We start from the raw sequence: 17,146 nt of genomic DNA, 5'->3' as shown, positions 1-17,146 counted from the left end.
TCCCGACCGTCCGGACTGCCGGGGCGGTGCGAGGGGCGGCCGGTAGGCTGCCCGCATGCCGGAGCACCTCGACCTCACCGCCTCGTCCATCGACATCACCCGTGCCATCTGCGACATCGAGTCGGTGTCCGGCAACGAGCAGGCCCTCGCCGACGCGATCGAGGCCGTGCTCGCACCGCTGCCGCACCTCGAGGTGATCCGCGACGGCGACGCGATCGTGGCGCGGACGAACCTGGGCCGCGACCGCCGCGTCGTCATCGCCGGTCACATCGACACGGTGCCGCTCAACGACAACCTGCCGACCGAGTTCCGGACCACCGAGGACGGCACCGAGATCCTCTGGGGCCGCGGCACCGTCGACATGAAGGCCGGCTGCGCGGTGCAGCTCAAGCTCGCGTACGACCTGGTCGACCCCTCGGTCGACGTCACGTGGGTCTGGTACGACCACGAAGAGGTCAGCGATGCCCTGAACGGCCTCGGCCGCCTGGCCCGGACTCGACCCGAACTGCTCACCGCCGACTTCGCGATCCTGGGCGAGCCGTCCGGGGCGCAGATCGAGGGCGGGTGCAACGGCAACCTCCGTGCCGAGATCCGCACGTTCGGCAAGCGTTCGCACAGCGCCCGGAGCTGGATCGGCGACAACGCGATCCACAAGACCGCCCCGATCCTGGCCACCCTGGCCGCCTACGAGCCCCGCACCGTCACGGTCGACGGGCTCGAGTACCGCGAAGGCCTGAACGCGGTCGGCATCAGCGGCGGCATCGCGGGCAACATCATCCCCGACGAGGCGATGGTGCACGTGAACTACCGGTTCGCCCCCTCGCGCTCGGCCGACGAAGCCGTCGCCCACATCCGCGAGCTGTTCGACGGGTACGAGGTCACGATCGTCGACCTCGCCGCCGGTGCCCGCCCCGGACTCGACGCCCCGCTCGCGCAGGACTTCGTCGCGGCCGTCGGCGGACCGGAGCCCCGTCCGAAGTACGGCTGGACCGACGTCGCACGCTTCTCGGCGCTCGGGGTCCCCGCGGTCAACTACGGCCCCGGCGAGCCGGTCTTCGCCCACCACGACGACGAGCAGGTCCCGGTCGCGCAGATCACCGCGGTCGAGGCCGGGCTGCGTCGGTGGCTGACGGCCTGACGACGGCGGGGGCCACCCGGAGGACCCCTGCTCGGAACCGCTGGCGGGCCCGGTACCGGGTCGTCCCGTGGTGGGTGCGCATCACGGTCGTGTACGTGCTGGCGCGGCTCGTCACGGGCGCCATGATGCTCGCCTTCGCCCGGGTGCAGGCGGCGAACTCGTTCACCGTGCAGAGCCCGGGCTACCTGTCGTTCGCGTCGATCTGGGACGGCGCCTGGTACCGCGTGATCGCCACGGGCGGGTACCCGTCGACGCTGCCCGTCGACGCCGCCGGACACGTGACCGAGAACGCGTGGGCGTTCATGCCCGCGTACCCGTTCCTGGTGCGCGCGCTCACGCTGCTCACCGGAGCATCGTTCGAGTTCGTCGCGGTCTCGGTGTCGTTGCTCGCCGGACTCGGGGCCGCGCTGGTGTTCCGCAGGCTCATGGGACGGTTCCTCGATCCCGTACGGGCGACGTTCGCCACGGTGCTGTTCTGCGTCGCACCGGTGTCGGCGATGTTCCAGGTGGCCTACGCGGAGTCGATGGGTCTGTTCCTGCTGCTCGTCGCGCTGCTGCTCATGGTGGATCGACGGTGGTGGGCGATGCTGCCCGTCGTGCTCCTGCTCGGCATGACCCGACCGACGGGGCTCGCCTTCGCGTTCCTGGTGGTGCTCTTCGTGGCCGCGTGGGCGATCCGCCCGGCGTGGGTGCGCTCGTCGGAACCGCTGACCCTCCGCCGGCTCGTCCCACCCGCGGTGGTCGCCACGGTGTCGGGTCTGGTCGGTCTGGCCTGGCCGGCCATCGCGTGGGCGGTCACCGGCGTGCCGAAGGCCTACACGGACACCGAGCTCGCCTGGCGGTCGTCGTACATCGGGTGGAAGGAACTCGTGCCGTTCGCGCCGTGGGTGCAGGGGTTCGGCTGGTGGTTCGGGCAGCCGGCCGGCACGGTGCTGCTCGTCGTCGTGCTCGTCGGGTTCGCCGCGTTCGTGTGCATGCCCGCCGCGCGCCGGATCGGCATCGAGCTCCGACTCTGGGGCGTGGCGTACCTGGTGTACCTGCTGGCAGTGTTCTTCCCGCAGTCGAGCACCTGGCGCATCCTCGTGCCGATCGCGCCGTTGCTCGGCATCGTGGCGCTGCCGCGGTCGCGGGTGTACCGCGTGGCCGTCGTCGTCGCGTTCGTCGGGCTGCAGTGGGTCTGGCTGTACTACACGTGGTGGATCGACGGCTACGACTGGACCCCGCCGTGATCGATGCGGGGCGCCGGAGGCCCGTGGATCCGCGCTCTGCGGAGCATCTGGACGCCACATCCGACACCCCCAACCTGGGCGGTTTCGCAGTTGCCCCCTCCATACGGGATAATGGGACAGCATTTACTGCACGAAAGGGGACATCTGATGGCAGCCATGAAGCCGAGGACCGGTGACGGGCCGATGGAGGCTGTTAAGGAGGGTCGACTCATCATCGTGCGGGTTCCGCTCGAAGGTGGAGGCCGCCTGGTCGTCTCGGTCAACGATGCCGAGGCCAAGGAACTCCACGACGCACTCGCTGAGGTCGTCTCGGCCTAGTACGTCGAAGCACCAGAACGGAAGGCCCGGAGCGTGTACGCTCCGGGCCTTCCGTCTGCCCGCCGGTAGCGGGCGTCCACACGCGGTGTCGGTCGGCTCCGGCAGGATGGGGCCGTGCCGAGGACCCACCTGCCCATCCGACGCGTCGAGGAGTACCGCGACCCGGACCCGATGCCGCGCGACGAATGGCCGGCCACGCTCCCGCCGATCCGGCAGCTGCTCGACGAGGGCCTCGACCTGGACCCGGTGACGGTGTTCGTCGGGGACAACGGTGTCGGCAAGTCGACCCTGATCGAGGCCATCGCGCTCGCGTTCGGGATGTCCCCGGAAGGCGGCTCGACCGGGGCACACCACTCGACCCGTCCGTCCGAGTCGGACCTGTGGCAGCACATCGCCCTGCGACGTGACTTCGGTGCGCCCCGCGGTGGCTTCTTCCTGCGTGCTGAGACCATGCACGGCTTCTTCACCTACCTCGAGGAGCACCCGAACCGCAGTCGCCCGGAGCCGGTGTTCCACGAGCGCAGCCACGGCGAGGCGTTCCTGGACTTCGTCATCGACCGGGCGCGTTGGCCCGGGCTCTGGATCCTCGACGAGCCGGAGTCCGCCCTGTCGTTCTCTGGGTGCCTCACCCTGATCGCACTGTTGCGCTCGATCGTCGAGAGCGGCGTCGGCCAGGTCGTGCTCTCGACCCACTCGCCCGTGCTCGCCGCGTTCCCGGGCGCGACGATCCACGAGGTCGGCGAGTGGGGCCTGCGGCGCACCGAGTGGAGTGAACTCGACCTGGTGCGGAACCAGCGGGCGTTCCTCGAGTCCCCGGAGCGGTACCTGCGGCACCTGGACTGACCCTGGCCTGCTTTCGGTTCTTTCGAATAGAGTGCTCCCATGACGATCACCGACCCCGCTGACCGGCGCGCGTCGTCGCGGACGTACTTCCCGGGCGACGACCGGGAAGACCTCGTCGGACTCGCGCAGCTGCTCCACGAGATGGATCGAGACACTCTCGTCGGTGGCACGGCTGAACTGCGTGCCCCGGACGGTCGCGTGCGCACGATCCCGAACGAGGTGTTCGAGGTGCTCGAGCAGGTCGCCGACGCACTGGCGAGCGGCAGTGGCGTCACGGTCGCGCGCAACGACACCCAGATGACCACGCAGCAGGCTGCGGACTTCCTCGGTGTCTCGCGCCCGACGCTCGTGAAGTACCTCGAGGACGGGTCGATCTCCTTCGAGAGACGTGGGCGCCATCGACGGGTCCTGCTGCGCGACCTCGTGTCCTTCCAAGAACACTTCCGCATCCGACGTCGGGCAGCCCTGCGCGCGGCGGCACGGGACGGGCAGGCGCTCGAACGCGAGCAGCAGCGCCAGCAGCACGACGGGCGTACGGAGACCTGACGGTGGCGTTCCCGGCCTTCTTCGACGCCTGCGCCATCTACGGGATCACCATCTCCGATCTCTTCCTCCGGCTCGCCGACGAGGGCGTCTTCCGCCCCCTGTGGTCGGAGAGCGTGCTCGACGAAGTCCGTCGGAACGCCATCCGCGGCGGGGTCGACGCCGCGGGGATCGATCGCCGCCTGACGATGATGCGGACCTACTTCCCGGATGCGCTCGTCACCGGGCACGAGGACCTGATCGCCGGGCTCACCTGTGATCCGAAGGACCGGCACGTGCTGGCAGCGGCAGTCCGTGCGGGTGCCGACGTCCTCGTCACCTTCAACCTCCGGGACTTCCCACGCACCTCGCTCGCGGCGCTCGACATCGAGGCCGTGCATCCGGACGACTTCCTGCTCGACCAGCTCGACCTGTTCCCGGGGATCGTGACACGGGTGCTGCGGGAGATCGCCGAGGACTACGTCGACCCGCCGCAGACCGTTGCCGACGTCCTCGACACCCTCCGTCGGGCGGGTGCTCCACGATTCGCGGTGGACGTCCGCCGGTACCTCTGAGCGCTAGTTGGTGACCTTCGTCAACTGCAGCAGCCCGTCACCGGCAGGCGACAGCGCGCTGCGCACCGCACCTGAGGTCGACACCTCGGTCAGGAGCAGCCGGAAGTCCGTGGTGGCACGGTCGCGCTTCACCGGGTCGGCCACGCGTCCGCGCCACAGGGCGTGCGGCACCAGGACGGTGCCGCCCAGGCGCGCGAGGCGCAGCCCGTGCTCGACGTACTCGATCACGTGCTCGGGGTCGGCGTCGACGAGGACGACGTCGTACGAGGCCTCGTTCATGCGGGGGAGCACCTGGTTCGCCCGACCGGGGATGAGCCGGATCCGTGCGGGAGCGGTGCCGGCGCTGATGTAGGCGTCGCGGGCGAACTGCTGGTGGTCGACCTCGACGTCGATCGTGGTCAGGGTTGCGTTCGGGGCACCGGCGAGCAGGTACAGGCCGGAGACGCCGAGGCCGGTGCCGATCTCGATGATGCTCGTGGCTCGCGAGGCTGCGGCGATGACCCCGATCTGTGCACCGATCGCGGGCGAGATCGCTTCGACCCCGAGTTCCAGGGAGTGCTCACGAGCACGGGCGATCGCCTCGGTCTCCGAGACGATGTCCTCGGCGAACTTCCAGTTCGACTCTTTCTCTGACACGCACACTCCGTTCGGGAGACAACTCTAGAGGTGCAACGCAGCAGCACGCGTTAGGCTCGCTCGCGTGGACATCCCGCTCGACAAGATCCTGATCATCGGGGTCATCGGCGTCCTCTTGCTCGGGCCGCAGCGCCTGCCGATGTACGCCCAGAAGCTGGCCGAGTTCGTCAAGGCCGTCCGTCGGTTCGCCGACACCGCGAAGGAGCGGATGCGCGACGAGATGGGCCCCGAGTTCGACGACATCGAGTGGCAGAAGCTCGACCCGCGCCAGTACGACCCGCGCCGCATCATCCGAGACGCACTCCTCGACTCCGGCACGAGTGCCGCAGCCGTCCAGACCGCGCAGGTCACGGCCTCGAAGGTGCGCGCGACGGCTCCCGTCGTGCCCCTGGCCGCCGGTGAACCGGCACCCTTCGACGCCGAGGCGACCTGACGCCCGTCACGTCCCCACGTGACGGACTGGAGGCCCGGTGCCAGCTGGCACCGGGCCTCCAGTCCGTCTGGGGGTCGCGTCGTCAGTCGCGGGTGGCGACGATCGTGTAGGTGGTCGGCATCCGGTCGCGGTCGTGTTCCGGCCAGGCCCACGAGCCGGTGTCGGTCTCGACCATGCGGGTGCTGAAGCGCCACGGCAGGGTCCGGCCCTCGTCGAGCCGTCGGAGCCGCAGCCCGGCACCGAGCAGGGCGTTCACGATCTCGGACAGCGGGTGCGGCCACTCGAAGGTCCGGGTGTTCGCCACGGTCCCGTCACCGACGTAGGTGCCGGCGTCGTCCCACTGCTGCGCGGTGCCGTCCGGGAAGTACCGGTACCGGGTGACGAGCTCGTCGGCGTCCTCGTCGAGGGCGTACAGCGCCGGGTGGCCGTCGCGGATGAAGAACACCCCGCCGGGGCGGAGCAGGCCGGCGACCTGCGCAGCCCAGCGGTCGAGGTCGGGGAGCCAGCAGATCGTGCCGATGCTCGTGTACACGACGTCGAAGTCACCGGTGACGGCGGCCCGGGCATCGAGGACGTCGGTCTCGACCCAGGTGACGTCGAGCCCGAGGCGTGACGCGAGTCCGGCGGCCGAGGCGAGGGCGGCGGGGGAGAAGTCGACGCCGGTCAGTCGGGCACCCTCGCGGGCGAGTGACACCGTGTCGGTACCGATGTGGCACTGCAGGTGACAGACGTCGAGGCCTGCGAGCGAGCCGGTCGGCAACCAGGGCGTCAGGGCCGGCAGGTCCTCGCGGACGACGTCGGAACGGTGGCCGGGGTCGGCGAGGGCGTCGATCGCGTAGGCGCCCTCGTGGATCGGCACCCGGTCGTCCCAGTTCGCGCGGTTGGTGGCGCGTGCGTGGTCCCAGTCGACATCGACGTGATCGGTGCTCATGACCTCGAGCCTAGGACAGCGACAACCCGAGCTTGCGGCCGGCGAGCCCGCGTCCCATCGTGGTGATCCGGTCGGCGATCGCCGTCAGGGCCACGGCGGACGGGTCCTCGGGGGCACCGAGCACCACGGGCACGCCTGCGTCGCCGCCCTCGCGCAGCGGCACGGACAGCGGCACGCTGCCGAGCACCGGGACGGGGGCGTCCTGCCCGCGGGACAGCCGTGTGGCGGTCTCGGCGCCACCACCCTCGCCGAACAGGTGCAGCACCGAGCCGTCGGGCTGCACGAGCCCCGCCATGTTCTCGACCACGCCGATGACCCGCTGCCCGGTCTGCCGGGCGACGATCCCGCTGCGCTCGGCGACGTCGGCCGCAGCGGCCTGCGGGGTCGTGACGACCAGGACCTCGGCGTGCGGCAACAGCTGCCCCACCGAGATCGCGACGTCGCCGGTGCCCGGCGGCAGGTCGAGCAGCAGGACGTCCAGGTCGCCGAAGAACACGTCGGTGAGGAACTGGTTCACGGTGCGGTGCAGCATCGGTCCGCGCCACGACACCGCGGTCGACACGTCGTCGACGAACATGCCGATCGACACGACCTTCACGTCGTGCGCCACCGGCGGCAGGATCATGCTGTCCACGCGGGTCGGGCGGGGTGCGACCCCGTGCTCGTCGGTCAGACCCATCAGGCCGGGGACACTGAAGCCGTGCACGTCGACGTCGACGACCCCGACCCGCAGGCCCCGGCGGGCGAGCGCGACGGCGAGGTTCACGGTGACGGTGGACTTGCCGACGCCACCCTTGCCGCTCGTGACGGCGATGACGCGCGTGAGCGAGTCCGCGGTGAACTGGACGCCCTTGGGACGGCCGGCGCGCAGCCGCTCGGTCAGCGCGGCACGAGTGGCCGGGTCCATCACGGACACGTCGACGTCGACTGCGACGACCCCCGGGACGGACCCAGCGGCGACGCGGACCTCGCGCTCGATGGTGTCGGCGGCGGGGCACCCCACGATCGTGAGCTGCAGGTCGACGCGCACCGCGCCTCCTGGCTGCACGTCGACACCACGGATCATGTCGAGCTCCGTGACGGGGCGGCGGATCTCGGGGTCGATGACGCGGCCGAGCGCAGCGAGGACCGCCGTGCCGAGCTGTTCGTCGGTGGGGACGGCCTCAGCCACGGGTGGAGCTGTCGTGTTCGTCCACGTAGCCGGCCTCGTCGGCGTCGCGGCGGTCGAGCTCCTCGAGCAGGGAGCGGAGCTCGGCGCGGATGAAGTCCTTCGACGCCATGTCCCGCATCGCCAGGCGCAGGGCCACGACCTCGCGGGCCAGGTACTCGGTGTCGGCCAGGTTGCGTTCGGCGCGCTGGCGGTCCTGCTCGAACTGCACGCGGTCGCGGTCGTCCTGCCGGTTCTGCGCGAGCAGGATCAGCGGGGCGGCGTACGAGGCCTGCAGCGAGAGCACGAGCGTCAGAGCCGTGAAGCCGATGGCCGCCGAGTCGAACTGCCACGGCTTCGGCGCCAGGGTGTTGTAGCCCATCCAGACCACGCAGAACAGCGTGAGGCCGATGAGGAACCAGGGCGTGCCCATGCCGCGGGCGATGCCCTCGGTCGCACGACCGAAGGTGTCCCCGCGACCACGGCGGCGGCTGGGGAGCACACGCGTGCGCATGCCCTTGGGGGAGTCGAGCCGGACCTCTTGGCGGTCACGGTCGCGACGGTTGTCATCCGTTCGAGCCACGGGTGGTCCTCCTTCCCGTCGTCACGGGTGTCCTGCGCGGGCGTTGGCGTGGAAGCGGTGAGGGTTCCCCCTCGCCCTGACTTCGCCAGTCGTCCGGCAGGACGTGGTCGAGGACATCGTCGATCGTCACCACCCCGACGAGACGGTGGGCGTCGTCGACCACGGGGACGGACAGCAGGTTGTAGGTCGCCATGATGCGGGTGACCTCGGCGGCGCTCGCGTCGACCCGGACCGGTTCGGTCTGCTGGTCGATGAGCGTGCCGAGCCGCTCGTTCGGCGGGTAGCGGAGCATCCGCTGGAAGTGCACGAGCCCGAGGAACCGACCGGTCGGCGGCTCGTACGGCGGCAGGGTGACGCAGACGGCGGCGCCGAGCACCGGTGCGAGCTCGTGGCGGCGGACCAGCGCGAGGCCCTCGGCCACGGTGGCGTCGGCCGAGACGATCACCGGTTCGGTGGTCATCAGACCACCGGCGGTGTCCGGCTCGTACTCCAGGAGCATGCGGACGTCCTGCGCCTCCTCCGGCTCCATGAGCTGCAGGAGGGCCTCGCTCCGCTCGTCGGAGAACTGGGCGAGGACGTCGGCCGCGTCGTCCGGCTGCATCTGGTCGAGGACGTCGGCGGCGCGGGCGTCCACCAGCCGGGTGAGGATCTCGATGCGCTCCTGGTCGGGCATCTCCTCGAGCACGTCGGCGAGGCGGTCGTCGGGAAGTTCCTCGGCGACCTCGAACCGGCGCTCGGCGGGCAGGTCGAGCAGCGTCGACGCGAGGTCGGCGGGCAGCAGGTCGGAGTAGGCGGCGATGACGTGCTCGGCGGACTGGGCCTCGCCGGGGAGCTCGTCCTCGGTGACCTCGTTCCACGTCGCGAACGTCGTCGGGCCCTTGCCGAACGGTGACGGCGTGGTCTTCGGCTTGCGGAGGAAGAGCTGCGCGACCTCCCAGTCGCCCTGCCCGCGGTCCTCGATCGCGACGTCTTCGATCGTGGCGCGGATCCGCTGGTTCTTGATGAGCACCTTGCGGCCGAGCATCTCGGCGATGACGCGGACCTCGCCGCCGCGCTGCTCGAAGCGGCGCATGTTGACCAGACCGGTCGTGATGACCTGCCCGGCACCGATGGAGGTGATGCGGCCGATGCTCACGAAGATGCGGCGCTTGCCCGGCACCTCGACGATGAGCCCGACGACGTGCGGGGGATCGGCCCGGCGGTAGACGACCAGGACGTCCCGGACCCTGCCGACGCGGTCGCCCGCGGGGTCGAAGACGGAGCACCCGGCGAGGCGGGCGACGAAGACCTTCGTGGCGCTCACCCGACCCAGCGTAGTCGCTCGGGTGTGGGCGTTCGCCCGCGCCGGTCGGCTGCTTCCCTGAGAGTGCACGTGCGATTGCAAGGTGTGCGGTGAATGATGGCTGTGTGAGCAATCAGAGCCCCTTCGCCGGCAGGACCGCCCAGGCGTTCCCGACGCTGCCCAAGGGCGACGTCCTGGGAACGTACGACAGCTACCCCGACGCGCAGCGCGTGGTGGCGAAGCTGGCCGAGGCCGACTTCCCCGTCAACCAGCTCTCGATCGTCGGCAACGACCTGAAGACGGTCGAACGGGTCACCGGCAAGATGACCTACGGCCGTGCCGCCATCGCCGGCGCGCTGTCCGGCCTGTGGCTCGGCATCTTCTTCGGCATCGTGCTCACGCTCTTCTCACCGAGCGCCGGCAGCCTGATCCTGGCCGCCGCGATCATCGGCGCCGCGTTCGGCATGCTCTACGGCATCGTCTCGTTCGCGATCACGAAGCGCCAGCGTGACTTCACGAGCGTGCACCAGGTGCTCGCCACGAACTACCAGATCGTCGTCAACCCGCAGCTGACCGGGCAGGCGCAGCGGATCCTCGGCGAGCACGGGGCGACCCCGTCCACGCACTGGAACGACGCTCCCCAGCAGCAGCAGCAGTGGCGTCCGGGCCCCGGTGGGGTCCCGCCGCAGCAGCAGTCGCCGTACGGCGGCCACGCCACGCCGCACCAACAGCCGGGAGGCCCGCAGCACCCCGGCACGTCGACCCCCGGCACGCAGACGGGTGCGCCTTCGGGCCCGCCGCGCTACGGCACGAACGACGGACCCCGGTACGGGGAGACCCCCGAGACGGCTGCCGCCCCCGCGGCCCCGCCGGTGCCGGAGCGTCGACCCGAGGAGCCGCCGCGCTACGGCGAGCGGGTCGCCGGTGCCACGCCGCCGGAGCCCTCGTCCTCCTCGCAGGACGCCCAGCGCGACGGTGACGGCGACGGGAACAGCGACCGCCGCTAGCGGGGCTCCGGCTGGCGCGACCGGGCTTCGTCCTCGGGTCGTCCGAGATCGGGTCGTGCGAGGTCGCTCGACACGCCGTTCGCTTCCGCCGACGTCGCACGAACTGTCGCCGCCGAGTTCCGCGGGCGGCACTTCGTGCGACCTCGGCGGCGGGGTCGGGATGGTCGGGTGGTCGCAACCCCCCGCGCGCACGGCGTTGAGCGGTCGGAGATCGTCGTTCGGCGCCGGCTCAGACGACGGTTCGTGACCGCTCGGCCTCGGGCCGACGGCACGTTGTGACCGGGCGCGGTGCCGGCTCGGGCGCGCCGCAGCAGAGCACGGCACGGCACCGCGCGGCACGGAACCGCCGGGCAGGCTCGGCGCGGCTAGAGGACCTTCGAGAAGCAGACCGACAGGGGCGCCCCGACGTAGGGCCCGAAGTTCGCGATCCGCCGGAACCCCTCGCGCTGGTAGAACCCGACGGCGCGCTGCTGCGCCGTCCCAGTCTCGAGGACGAGCGCCGGGGACCCGAGGTCGAGCGCGGCCTCTTCCAGCCGTCGCAGCAACGCAGCCGCGACGCCGGACCCGCGGGATTCCGGTCGGACGTACATCCGCTTGATCTCGGCGATGCCGTCGTCGACGATGCGCAGGCCCCCGCACCCCAGGGGAGTACCGGACTCGTCCCGCGCGACGAAGAACACTGCTATGGAGTCGGCGGTCGGCTTCTCACCCGGCTCGGTGTCCCCGCCGTGCGCCCGGTCGATCTCCAGGCGCTGGGCGGCGCGGAGTCGTTGGGCGTCGGGGGAGTCGAAGTGCTCGACCTCGATCGCGAAGGTGTTCGGGGAGGCCTCGGGCATGGTCACCCGATCAGGCTAGCGGCCCGAGCGGGCGATCCACCCCTCCACTTCCGAGGGGGTCCGGGGGATGCCGACGGACAGGTTCTCGGCGCCGTCCTCGGTCACCAGGATGTCGTCCTCGATGCGGGCACCGATGCCGCGGAACTCCTCCGGCACGGTCAGGTCGTCCTGCTGGAAGTACAGCCCGGGCTCGATCGTGAAGACCATGCCGGCCTGCACGGTGCCGTCGAGGTACATTTCGCGGCGGGCCTTCGCGCAGTCGTGCACGTCGAGCCCGAGGTGGTGGCTCGTGCCGTGCACCATGTAGCGGCGGTGGAACTGGTTGTCCGGCTCGAGCGACTCGGCGGCCGAGACCGGCAGGAAGCCCCACTCGGCGGTCTTCCGCGCGATGACCTCCATCGCCGTCGCGTGAACCTGGCGGAACGTGATGCCCGGCTTGACGATCGCGAACGCGGCGTCGGCGGCTTCGAGCACGGCTTCGTAGACCATGCGCTGCACGGGCGAGAACGTGCCGCTCACCGGGAGCGTGCGGGTGATGTCGGCGGTGTAGAACGAGTCGACCTCGACCCCGGCGTCGATGAGGATGAGGTCGCCCGGCTGCACTGCGCCGTCGTTGCGGGTCCAGTGCAGGATGCAGGCGTGGTGGCCCGAGGCAGCGATGGTGTCGTAGCCCACGGTGTTGCCGTCGGCGCGGGCCCGGCGGTTGAACGTGCCCTCGACGATGCGCTCGCCACGCGGGTGCGCGAGCACGGCGTCGAAGTCGCCGATGACGTCGTCGAACCCGTGCTTCGTGGCGTCGACGGCCTTGCGGAGCTCACGGACCTCGTACGCGTCCTTCACCAGTCGCAGCTCGGACAGGTCGCGGGAGAGCAGGTCGTCGGTGGCCGGCGACCCCTCGGTCTCGTCTGCGCCACCGATCGCCGCGCCGATGCGGGCGTCGAGGGAACGGGTCAGGTCGTCGTCGGCTTCGCGCACGAGCAGCGCCGACGCGTCGAGTGCTTCGGCGACGGCCGTGAACGCCCCGAGGTCGGCGGTGGCAAGCCCGAGGTCGGCGGCGACGGCGTCGAGCGAGGGGCGCGGACCGACCCAGAACTCCCCGATCTCGGGGTTGGCGTAGAACTCTTCCGAGTCGCGGCCTGCGGTGGCGCGGAAGTACAGCGTGGCGTCGTGCCCGGAGCCGTTCGGCGTCATCACGAGCACGGAGCCGACGACGGTGTCGGTGCCCCAACCGGTCAGGTGCGCGAAGGTGGAGTGGGGGCGGAACGGGTAGTCGCAGTCGTTCGAGCGGACCTTGGCCTGCCCGGCCGGCACCACGATCGTGCGGCCCGGGTGCAGCTCGGAGATGCGTGCGCGACGCTCGGCGGCGAACGCGGCCTGCTCGCGGGGCTCGGGCTGCGCTTCCGAGCGCTCGGCCCACTGCGACCCGATGAAGTCCTTGAAGGTCGAGGACCCGGGGGTCGTGGATCGGTTGCTCGTCGCGCGGGGAGTCGTGTCGGCCATGCGTCCATCATCGCACCGCCCGGGGACACCCGGCCTGTGCGGCCGCTCACCTGTGGATAGCATTGGCCACGTGCCAGACCCGTTCATCGACCTGCACGCGCACTCCAGTGTCTCCGACGGCACCGAGCGTCCCGCGGAGCTCGTCCGAGCGGCCGCGGCCGCCGGACTCGACGCCGTCGCGCTGACCGACCACGACACGACCGCGGGGTGGGCGGACGCCACGGCCGCGGCGCACGAGCTGCCCCTGACACTGCTGCCGGGCCTCGAGCTGAGCACCCGGATCGGCTACCGCAGCGTGCACGTGCTCGGCTACCTGGTGGACCCCGAGCACCGCGGACTGGTCGAGGAGACGACCCGGATCCGCGACGGTCGGCTCTCCCGCGCGCACCGCATGGTCGACCGCATCGCCGAGGACCACCCGATCACCTGGGCGGACGTCCTGGCCCAGTCCAGCCCCGGTGCCACTATCGGCCGTCCGCACATCGCCGACGCCCTGGTCGCCCGCGGGCTCGAGTCCGACCGGTCCGCGGCGTTCCGCGGCATCCTGCACCCGGCGTCCGGCTACTACGAACCCCACGAGGCACCGTCGCCCCTGCGCGGCGTCGAACTCATCCGGCAGGCGGGCGGCGTGCCCGTCATCGCGCACCCCGCGGCGTCCTCGCGCGGGATCGTCATCGACGAGCCGATGCTCCGCGACCTGGTCGACGCCGGGCTCGGCGGGCTCGAGGTCGACCACCGCGAGAACCTGGCACACGGCAAGCGCACCCTGCTCGACTGGGCGACACGCTACGGCCTGTTCGTCACCGGGTCGAGCGACTACCACGGCACCGGTAAGCCGAACCGGCTGGGGGAGCACCGCACCGCACGCGTCTCGTTCGACGCGATCGTGTCCGAGGCCACCGGCAGCGCCCCGGTCGTCGGCCCCGGTTCGCGCCTGGCCTGACGGCAGGGACCGGCCGCCGAGTCTTCGGCCTGGCCGACAGTCCACGCGTCGGCGTCCGCGTGAACTGTCGCTGCGCGCGTGACGCCGGTCCGCGGGTGGGGACGACGAAGGGCCCGTCGCGTCAGCGACGGGCCCTTCGGTCTGGAGGCGCTACTCGCCGTCCGACGTGCCCTGCGGTGCCGAGGCGGTCGCCGAGGCATCGCCGGTGCCGGCTCCGCGACGGCGGCGACGGCGACGACGCTTCGCGGCGCCGTCGGTGGAACCACCTTCGACGGCCGAGCCGTCCTCGGTGCCCGCCGCGGTGGTGGAGGCGACCGACTCGGTGGCCGGAGCCTGCGGGGCGGACTGCTCCGAGCCTCCTGACCGGGTGCGGCTGCGCGACCGCGAACGCGACGCGTCACGCGAACCCGAACCCGAGGCCGGGCGGTCGCTGCTGCGCTTCTCGACGGGGGCGCCAGCCGAGGCGGCGTGCGACGACGAGCCGGGCAGACGGCCCTTGGTGCCCTTGGGGATGTCGAGTTCCTCGAACAGGTGGGGCGACGACGAGTAGGTCTCGACGGGCTCGGGGATGCCGAACTCGAGGGCCTTGTCGATCAGCGTCCACTTGTGCAGGTCGTCCCAGTCGACGAAGGTGACCGCGATGCCGGTCTTGCCCGCACGGCCGGTGCGGCCGGCGCGGTGTAGGTACGTGTCCGGGTCGTCCGGGATCGTGTGGTTGATCACGTGCGTGACGTCGTCGACGTCGATGCCGCGGGCGGCGACGTCGGTGGCGATGAGCACGTCACGCTTGCCGGCCTTGAACGCCGCCATCGCGCGCTCGCGCTGCTCCTGGTTGAGGTCGCCGTGCACCGCTGCGGCGTTGAACCCGCGGTCCTTCAGCTCCTCGACGAGCTTCGCCGCGGCACGCTTGGTGCGGGTGAAGATCACGGTCTTGCCGCGGCCCTCGGCCTGGAGGATGCGGGCGATGACCTCGTCCTTGTCCAGGGAGTGCGCACGGTAGATGAGGTGCTTGATGTTGGCCTGCATGAGGCCCTCGTCCGGGTCGGTCGCCCGGATGTGCACCGGACGGCTCATGAACCGGCGGGCGAGGGCGACGATCGGCGCGGGCATCGTCGCCGAGAACAGCATCGTGTGCCGCACCTCGGGGACGGCCTGGAAGATGCGCTCGATGTCCGACAGGAACCCGAGGTCGAGCATGCGGTCGGCCTCGTCGAGCACGACCTCCTGCACGTGGGAGAGGTCGAGCAGCCGCTGCCGCTGCAGGTCGATGAGTCGCCCGGGCGTGCCGACGACGATCTGGGCACCGGCCTTGAGCTGCTCCACCTGGCCCTCGTAGGCCTTGCCGCCGTAGATCGAGACGACCGTGGTCGGACGGTTCGACGCCGCGAGCTCGAGGTCCTCGGTGACCTGGACCGCGAGTTCACGGGTCGGGACGACGACGAGCGCCTTCACGCCGTGCGCCGGGTCGGCACCGAGTCGCTGGATCAGCGGCAGGCCGAAGCCGAGCGTCTTGCCGGTACCCGTCTTGGCCTGGCCGATGATGTCTTGGCCGGTCAGGCCGAGCGGGATGGTCTGTTCCTGGATCGGGAAGGGCTCGATGATGCCCTTGCCGGCCAGTGCATCGACGATGTCCTGGTCGATGTTGAGGTCTGAGAAAGTCAAAGAATCACCTTAGTTCTGGTGGAAGTCCGGGCCAGTCTACCGACGGGCGCGTGGTCCGGGGCACTCCGGCTACCGACGGGCGCGTGGTCCGGGGCGCTCCGGGGTGCCGCTGGGCGTCGGGGCAGGCGTCCGGCGGGCGCCGCTGGGCGTCGGGCGGGTGACCGGCGGGTGCCCTCTATGCTGGTCGAGTGGTGTCGTGGTGGAACCGGAAGCGCGCGGCGCAGCTCGCTGCCGCATGGCTCGCGTCGCGGAACCCGCGCGGAGCCGCGCAGGTCAAGCGTCTCGCGCTCGACGACGTCACCCCGGAGCTCGACGTCTACCTGGGGCAGGCCGCGTACCTGCAGCTCTCCGTCTACGAGACGATGGGACGAGCCGGCGCTTCGGCCCCGACGCTCTCCGGGCGTCTGGTCACCGGGGTGCTCGCGACCACGGCGCTCGAGCGGCACCGCACGATCGTGGCCGAGATCGAGCGCACCGGCGGGGACCCGGCAGCGCTGATGGCTCCGCACCGCGAAGCGATCGACCTGTTCCTCGAACGGACGAGCGGCGCCGACTGGTACGAGTCGATGCTGACCGGCTACGTGACGGCCGGCATCCTGAACGACCTGTTCGGCAACCTGCTCCGCTCGCTGCCGCTCGACGTGCGGCAGCGGCTGCGGTCGGTGTTCGACGCGCGCGAGGAAGCGGCGGTCGTCGAGGAGCTGACGGCCCACATCGAGGACGACCCGCAGATCGGTTCGCGTCTGGCGATGTGGGGACGTCGCCTGGTGGGCGACACCCTGCTCGTCGCCCGGTCGGCGCTGGCGTCGCACGCCCGCGAGGACCAGGAGCGGCTCGAGCCGGTCTGGACCGAGCTCATCGCCGCGCACACCCGACGGATGGACGCGCTCGGGCTGACGGCCTGAGCGGTCAGGTGATCGGGCGTCAGGCGCCGCGCGTCTTGAGCAGCTCGTAGTACTCGGCGTCGCGCTTGTCGCGCTGGGTGCCGAGGAGCCACTCGACGACGAGGGTGATCGCGCCGGACCCCACGAGGGCCACGACCCAGATCCAGGTGCCGTCGTACCGCCACCCGGCCCAGGTCAGCGCTTCCCAGAGCACTGCTGCGGCGATGCCGCCGACCGCTGGGCCGACGAGCACGCCACGGTTCGACCGCCACGGCAGGATCACGTGCGCGACCGCACCGATGATGACGCCGCCGAGGACGGCGAAGAGCAGTTCCACGTCGTCAGGCGACGAAGCCGATGCGCCGTGCCTCTTCCGCGCCGACCTCGACGTACGCCAGGGCCGAGACGGGGACGATGAAGCGACGGCCCTTGTCGTCCTGCAGCGACAGGTGCGTCGACTTGGCGGTGAGCGCCTCGGACACTGCCTTCTCGACCTCGTCCGCGGTCTGGGCGGTCTCGAAGGCGATCTCGCGGGGGCTGTTGATGATGCCGATCTTGATGTCCACGAGCACAGCGTATCCGAGCGGTCCCGTACGGCATCGGGCGTTCGCCGCGGGCGCACTCGACGGCGTGACGACCGGTGCCCCGCGCGTCCGCAGCGGTGCTGTCGGCGGTCC

The 17,146-nt window shown here is 71.2% G+C and carries 20 protein-coding genes; 10 read left to right on the top strand and 10 right to left on the bottom strand.

Features of this window, described 5'->3' with window-relative positions; translation table 11 throughout:
* The first annotated feature begins 55 nt into the window (after window positions 1–55).
* From dapE to DEJ21_RS04375, 6 genes are all read left to right on the top strand, one after another.
* The gene (gene dapE, locus DEJ21_RS04400; protein ID WP_071404160.1) at window positions 56–1,138 is read left to right on the top strand and encodes a succinyl-diaminopimelate desuccinylase; all 1,083 of its coding nucleotides are present in this window, start codon (window positions 56–58) and stop codon (window positions 1,136–1,138) included.
* Complete coding sequence (locus DEJ21_RS04395) at window positions 1,123–2,367, top strand: hypothetical protein (RefSeq protein WP_111223826.1); 1,245 nt, start codon at window positions 1,123–1,125, stop codon at window positions 2,365–2,367. Before dapE ends, DEJ21_RS04395 begins: the two co-directional genes overlap by 16 nt.
* 147 nt (window positions 2,368–2,514) lie before the next feature.
* Entirely contained in the window at window positions 2,515–2,685 is a 171-nt protein-coding gene (locus DEJ21_RS04390) for a DUF3117 domain-containing protein (RefSeq protein WP_017887054.1), read from the top strand.
* Window positions 2,686–2,799: 114 nt separating this feature from the next.
* Window positions 2,800–3,528: an AAA family ATPase gene (locus tag DEJ21_RS04385; protein WP_111223825.1), complete on the top strand. Its 729-nt coding sequence runs from the start codon at window positions 2,800–2,802 to the stop codon at window positions 3,526–3,528.
* A 39-nt stretch (window positions 3,529–3,567) separates the two neighbouring features.
* A complete protein-coding gene (locus tag DEJ21_RS04380) occupies window positions 3,568–4,074 on the top strand; it encodes a helix-turn-helix domain-containing protein (protein ID WP_111223824.1) in 507 nt (168 codons plus the stop codon).
* A gap of 2 nt (window positions 4,075–4,076) precedes the next feature.
* Window positions 4,077–4,625 carry a PIN domain-containing protein gene (locus DEJ21_RS04375; RefSeq protein ID WP_111223823.1) on the top strand — a complete coding sequence of 183 codons (549 nt, stop codon included), beginning with the start codon at window positions 4,077–4,079 and terminating at the stop codon, window positions 4,623–4,625.
* 3 nt (window positions 4,626–4,628) lie between these two features.
* On the opposite strand, the gene DEJ21_RS04370 is transcribed toward DEJ21_RS04375, so the two are convergent.
* Window positions 4,629–5,261, bottom strand: coding sequence for an O-methyltransferase (locus tag DEJ21_RS04370; protein ID WP_017887052.1), 633 nt, complete (start codon window positions 5,259–5,261; stop codon window positions 4,629–4,631).
* A gap of 64 nt (window positions 5,262–5,325) precedes the next feature.
* Here DEJ21_RS04370 and DEJ21_RS04365 point away from each other — a divergent pair, with 64 nt between their 5' ends.
* Complete coding sequence (locus DEJ21_RS04365; protein ID WP_027464570.1) at window positions 5,326–5,694, top strand: twin-arginine translocase TatA/TatE family subunit; 369 nt, start codon at window positions 5,326–5,328, stop codon at window positions 5,692–5,694.
* 82 nt (window positions 5,695–5,776) lie between these two features.
* On the opposite strand, the gene DEJ21_RS04360 is transcribed toward DEJ21_RS04365, so the two are convergent.
* From DEJ21_RS04360 to DEJ21_RS04345, 4 genes are read right to left on the bottom strand one after another with little or no spacing between them, the layout of a single operon-like run.
* Entirely contained in the window at window positions 5,777–6,625 is an 849-nt protein-coding gene (locus DEJ21_RS04360) for a bifunctional 2-polyprenyl-6-hydroxyphenol methylase/3-demethylubiquinol 3-O-methyltransferase UbiG (protein WP_111223822.1), read from the bottom strand.
* Window positions 6,626–6,635: 10 nt separating this feature from the next.
* Window positions 6,636–7,796, bottom strand: coding sequence for a P-loop NTPase (locus DEJ21_RS04355; RefSeq protein WP_111223821.1), 1,161 nt, complete (start codon window positions 7,794–7,796; stop codon window positions 6,636–6,638).
* Window positions 7,789–8,286, bottom strand: a complete 498-nt coding sequence (locus tag DEJ21_RS04350) for a DUF1003 domain-containing protein (RefSeq protein WP_111088261.1) — start codon at window positions 8,284–8,286, stop codon at window positions 7,789–7,791. The genes DEJ21_RS04355 and DEJ21_RS04350 overlap by 8 nt, the downstream gene beginning before the upstream one ends.
* 52 nt (window positions 8,287–8,338) lie before the next feature.
* Window positions 8,339–9,658, bottom strand: a complete 1,320-nt coding sequence (locus DEJ21_RS04345; protein ID WP_111223820.1) for a magnesium transporter MgtE N-terminal domain-containing protein — start codon at window positions 9,656–9,658, stop codon at window positions 8,339–8,341.
* A 104-nt stretch (window positions 9,659–9,762) separates the two neighbouring features.
* Between DEJ21_RS04345 and DEJ21_RS04340 the strand changes: the two genes are divergently transcribed.
* Complete coding sequence (locus DEJ21_RS04340; RefSeq protein WP_111223819.1) at window positions 9,763–10,644, top strand: general stress protein; 882 nt, start codon at window positions 9,763–9,765, stop codon at window positions 10,642–10,644.
* Between the two features lie 365 nt (window positions 10,645–11,009).
* Here DEJ21_RS04340 and DEJ21_RS04335 read toward each other — a convergent pair whose 3' ends face one another.
* Together DEJ21_RS04335 and DEJ21_RS04330 are read right to left on the bottom strand one after the other, a co-directional pair.
* On the bottom strand, window positions 11,010–11,480 hold the full coding sequence (locus DEJ21_RS04335; protein WP_181435787.1) for a GNAT family N-acetyltransferase: 471 nt from the start codon (window positions 11,478–11,480) through the stop codon (window positions 11,010–11,012).
* A gap of 15 nt (window positions 11,481–11,495) precedes the next feature.
* Window positions 11,496–12,980, bottom strand: coding sequence for an aminopeptidase P family protein (locus DEJ21_RS04330; RefSeq protein WP_111223817.1), 1,485 nt, complete (start codon window positions 12,978–12,980; stop codon window positions 11,496–11,498).
* Window positions 12,981–13,050: 70 nt separating this feature from the next.
* On the opposite strand from DEJ21_RS04330, the gene DEJ21_RS04325 reads away from it, so the two are divergent.
* The gene (locus DEJ21_RS04325; protein WP_111223816.1) at window positions 13,051–13,923 is read left to right on the top strand and encodes a PHP domain-containing protein; all 873 of its coding nucleotides are present in this window, start codon (window positions 13,051–13,053) and stop codon (window positions 13,921–13,923) included.
* Between the two features lie 150 nt (window positions 13,924–14,073).
* On the opposite strand, the gene DEJ21_RS04320 is transcribed toward DEJ21_RS04325, so the two are convergent.
* Window positions 14,074–15,585 (bottom strand): DEAD/DEAH box helicase, encoded by a 1,512-nt coding sequence (locus DEJ21_RS04320; protein ID WP_111223815.1) that lies wholly within the window; start codon window positions 15,583–15,585, stop codon window positions 14,074–14,076.
* A gap of 191 nt (window positions 15,586–15,776) precedes the next feature.
* Between DEJ21_RS04320 and DEJ21_RS04315 the strand changes: the two genes are divergently transcribed.
* Entirely contained in the window at window positions 15,777–16,490 is a 714-nt protein-coding gene (locus DEJ21_RS04315; protein ID WP_258372448.1) for a ferritin-like domain-containing protein, read from the top strand.
* Window positions 16,491–16,509: 19 nt separating this feature from the next.
* Here DEJ21_RS04315 and DEJ21_RS04310 read toward each other — a convergent pair whose 3' ends face one another.
* Complete coding sequence (locus DEJ21_RS04310; protein ID WP_111022629.1) at window positions 16,510–16,806, bottom strand: hypothetical protein; 297 nt, start codon at window positions 16,804–16,806, stop codon at window positions 16,510–16,512.
* Between the two features lie 4 nt (window positions 16,807–16,810).
* Window positions 16,811–17,035, bottom strand: coding sequence for a DUF3107 domain-containing protein (locus DEJ21_RS04305; protein WP_031259670.1), 225 nt, complete (start codon window positions 17,033–17,035; stop codon window positions 16,811–16,813).
* Window positions 17,036–17,146: the final 111 nt, after the last annotated feature.

Source organism: Curtobacterium sp. MCSS17_006 (assembly GCF_003234215.1).
Taxonomy (GTDB): Bacteria; Actinomycetota; Actinomycetes; order Actinomycetales; family Microbacteriaceae; genus Curtobacterium; species Curtobacterium flaccumfaciens.
Note: the sequence above shows the minus strand (reverse complement) of the source record. Positions and strands in the feature narration are given on the sequence as shown.

Coding starts and splice junctions, on each gene's coding strand:
- dapE (WP_071404160.1), top strand. CDS start 56: ATGCCGGAGCACCTCGACCTCACCGCCTCGTCCATCGACATCACCCGT.
- DEJ21_RS04390 (WP_017887054.1), top strand. CDS start 2,515: ATGGCAGCCATGAAGCCGAGGACCGGTGACGGGCCGATGGAGGCTGTT.
- DEJ21_RS04380 (WP_111223824.1), top strand. CDS start 3,568: ATGACGATCACCGACCCCGCTGACCGGCGCGCGTCGTCGCGGACGTAC.
- DEJ21_RS04360 (WP_111223822.1), bottom strand. CDS start 6,625: ATGAGCACCGATCACGTCGATGTCGACTGGGACCACGCACGCGCCACC.
- DEJ21_RS04350 (WP_111088261.1), bottom strand. CDS start 8,286: ATGCGCACGCGTGTGCTCCCCAGCCGCCGCCGTGGTCGCGGGGACACC.
- DEJ21_RS04335 (WP_181435787.1), bottom strand. CDS start 11,480: ATGCCCGAGGCCTCCCCGAACACCTTCGCGATCGAGGTCGAGCACTTC.
- DEJ21_RS04330 (WP_111223817.1), bottom strand. CDS start 12,980: ATGGCCGACACGACTCCCCGCGCGACGAGCAACCGATCCACGACCCCC.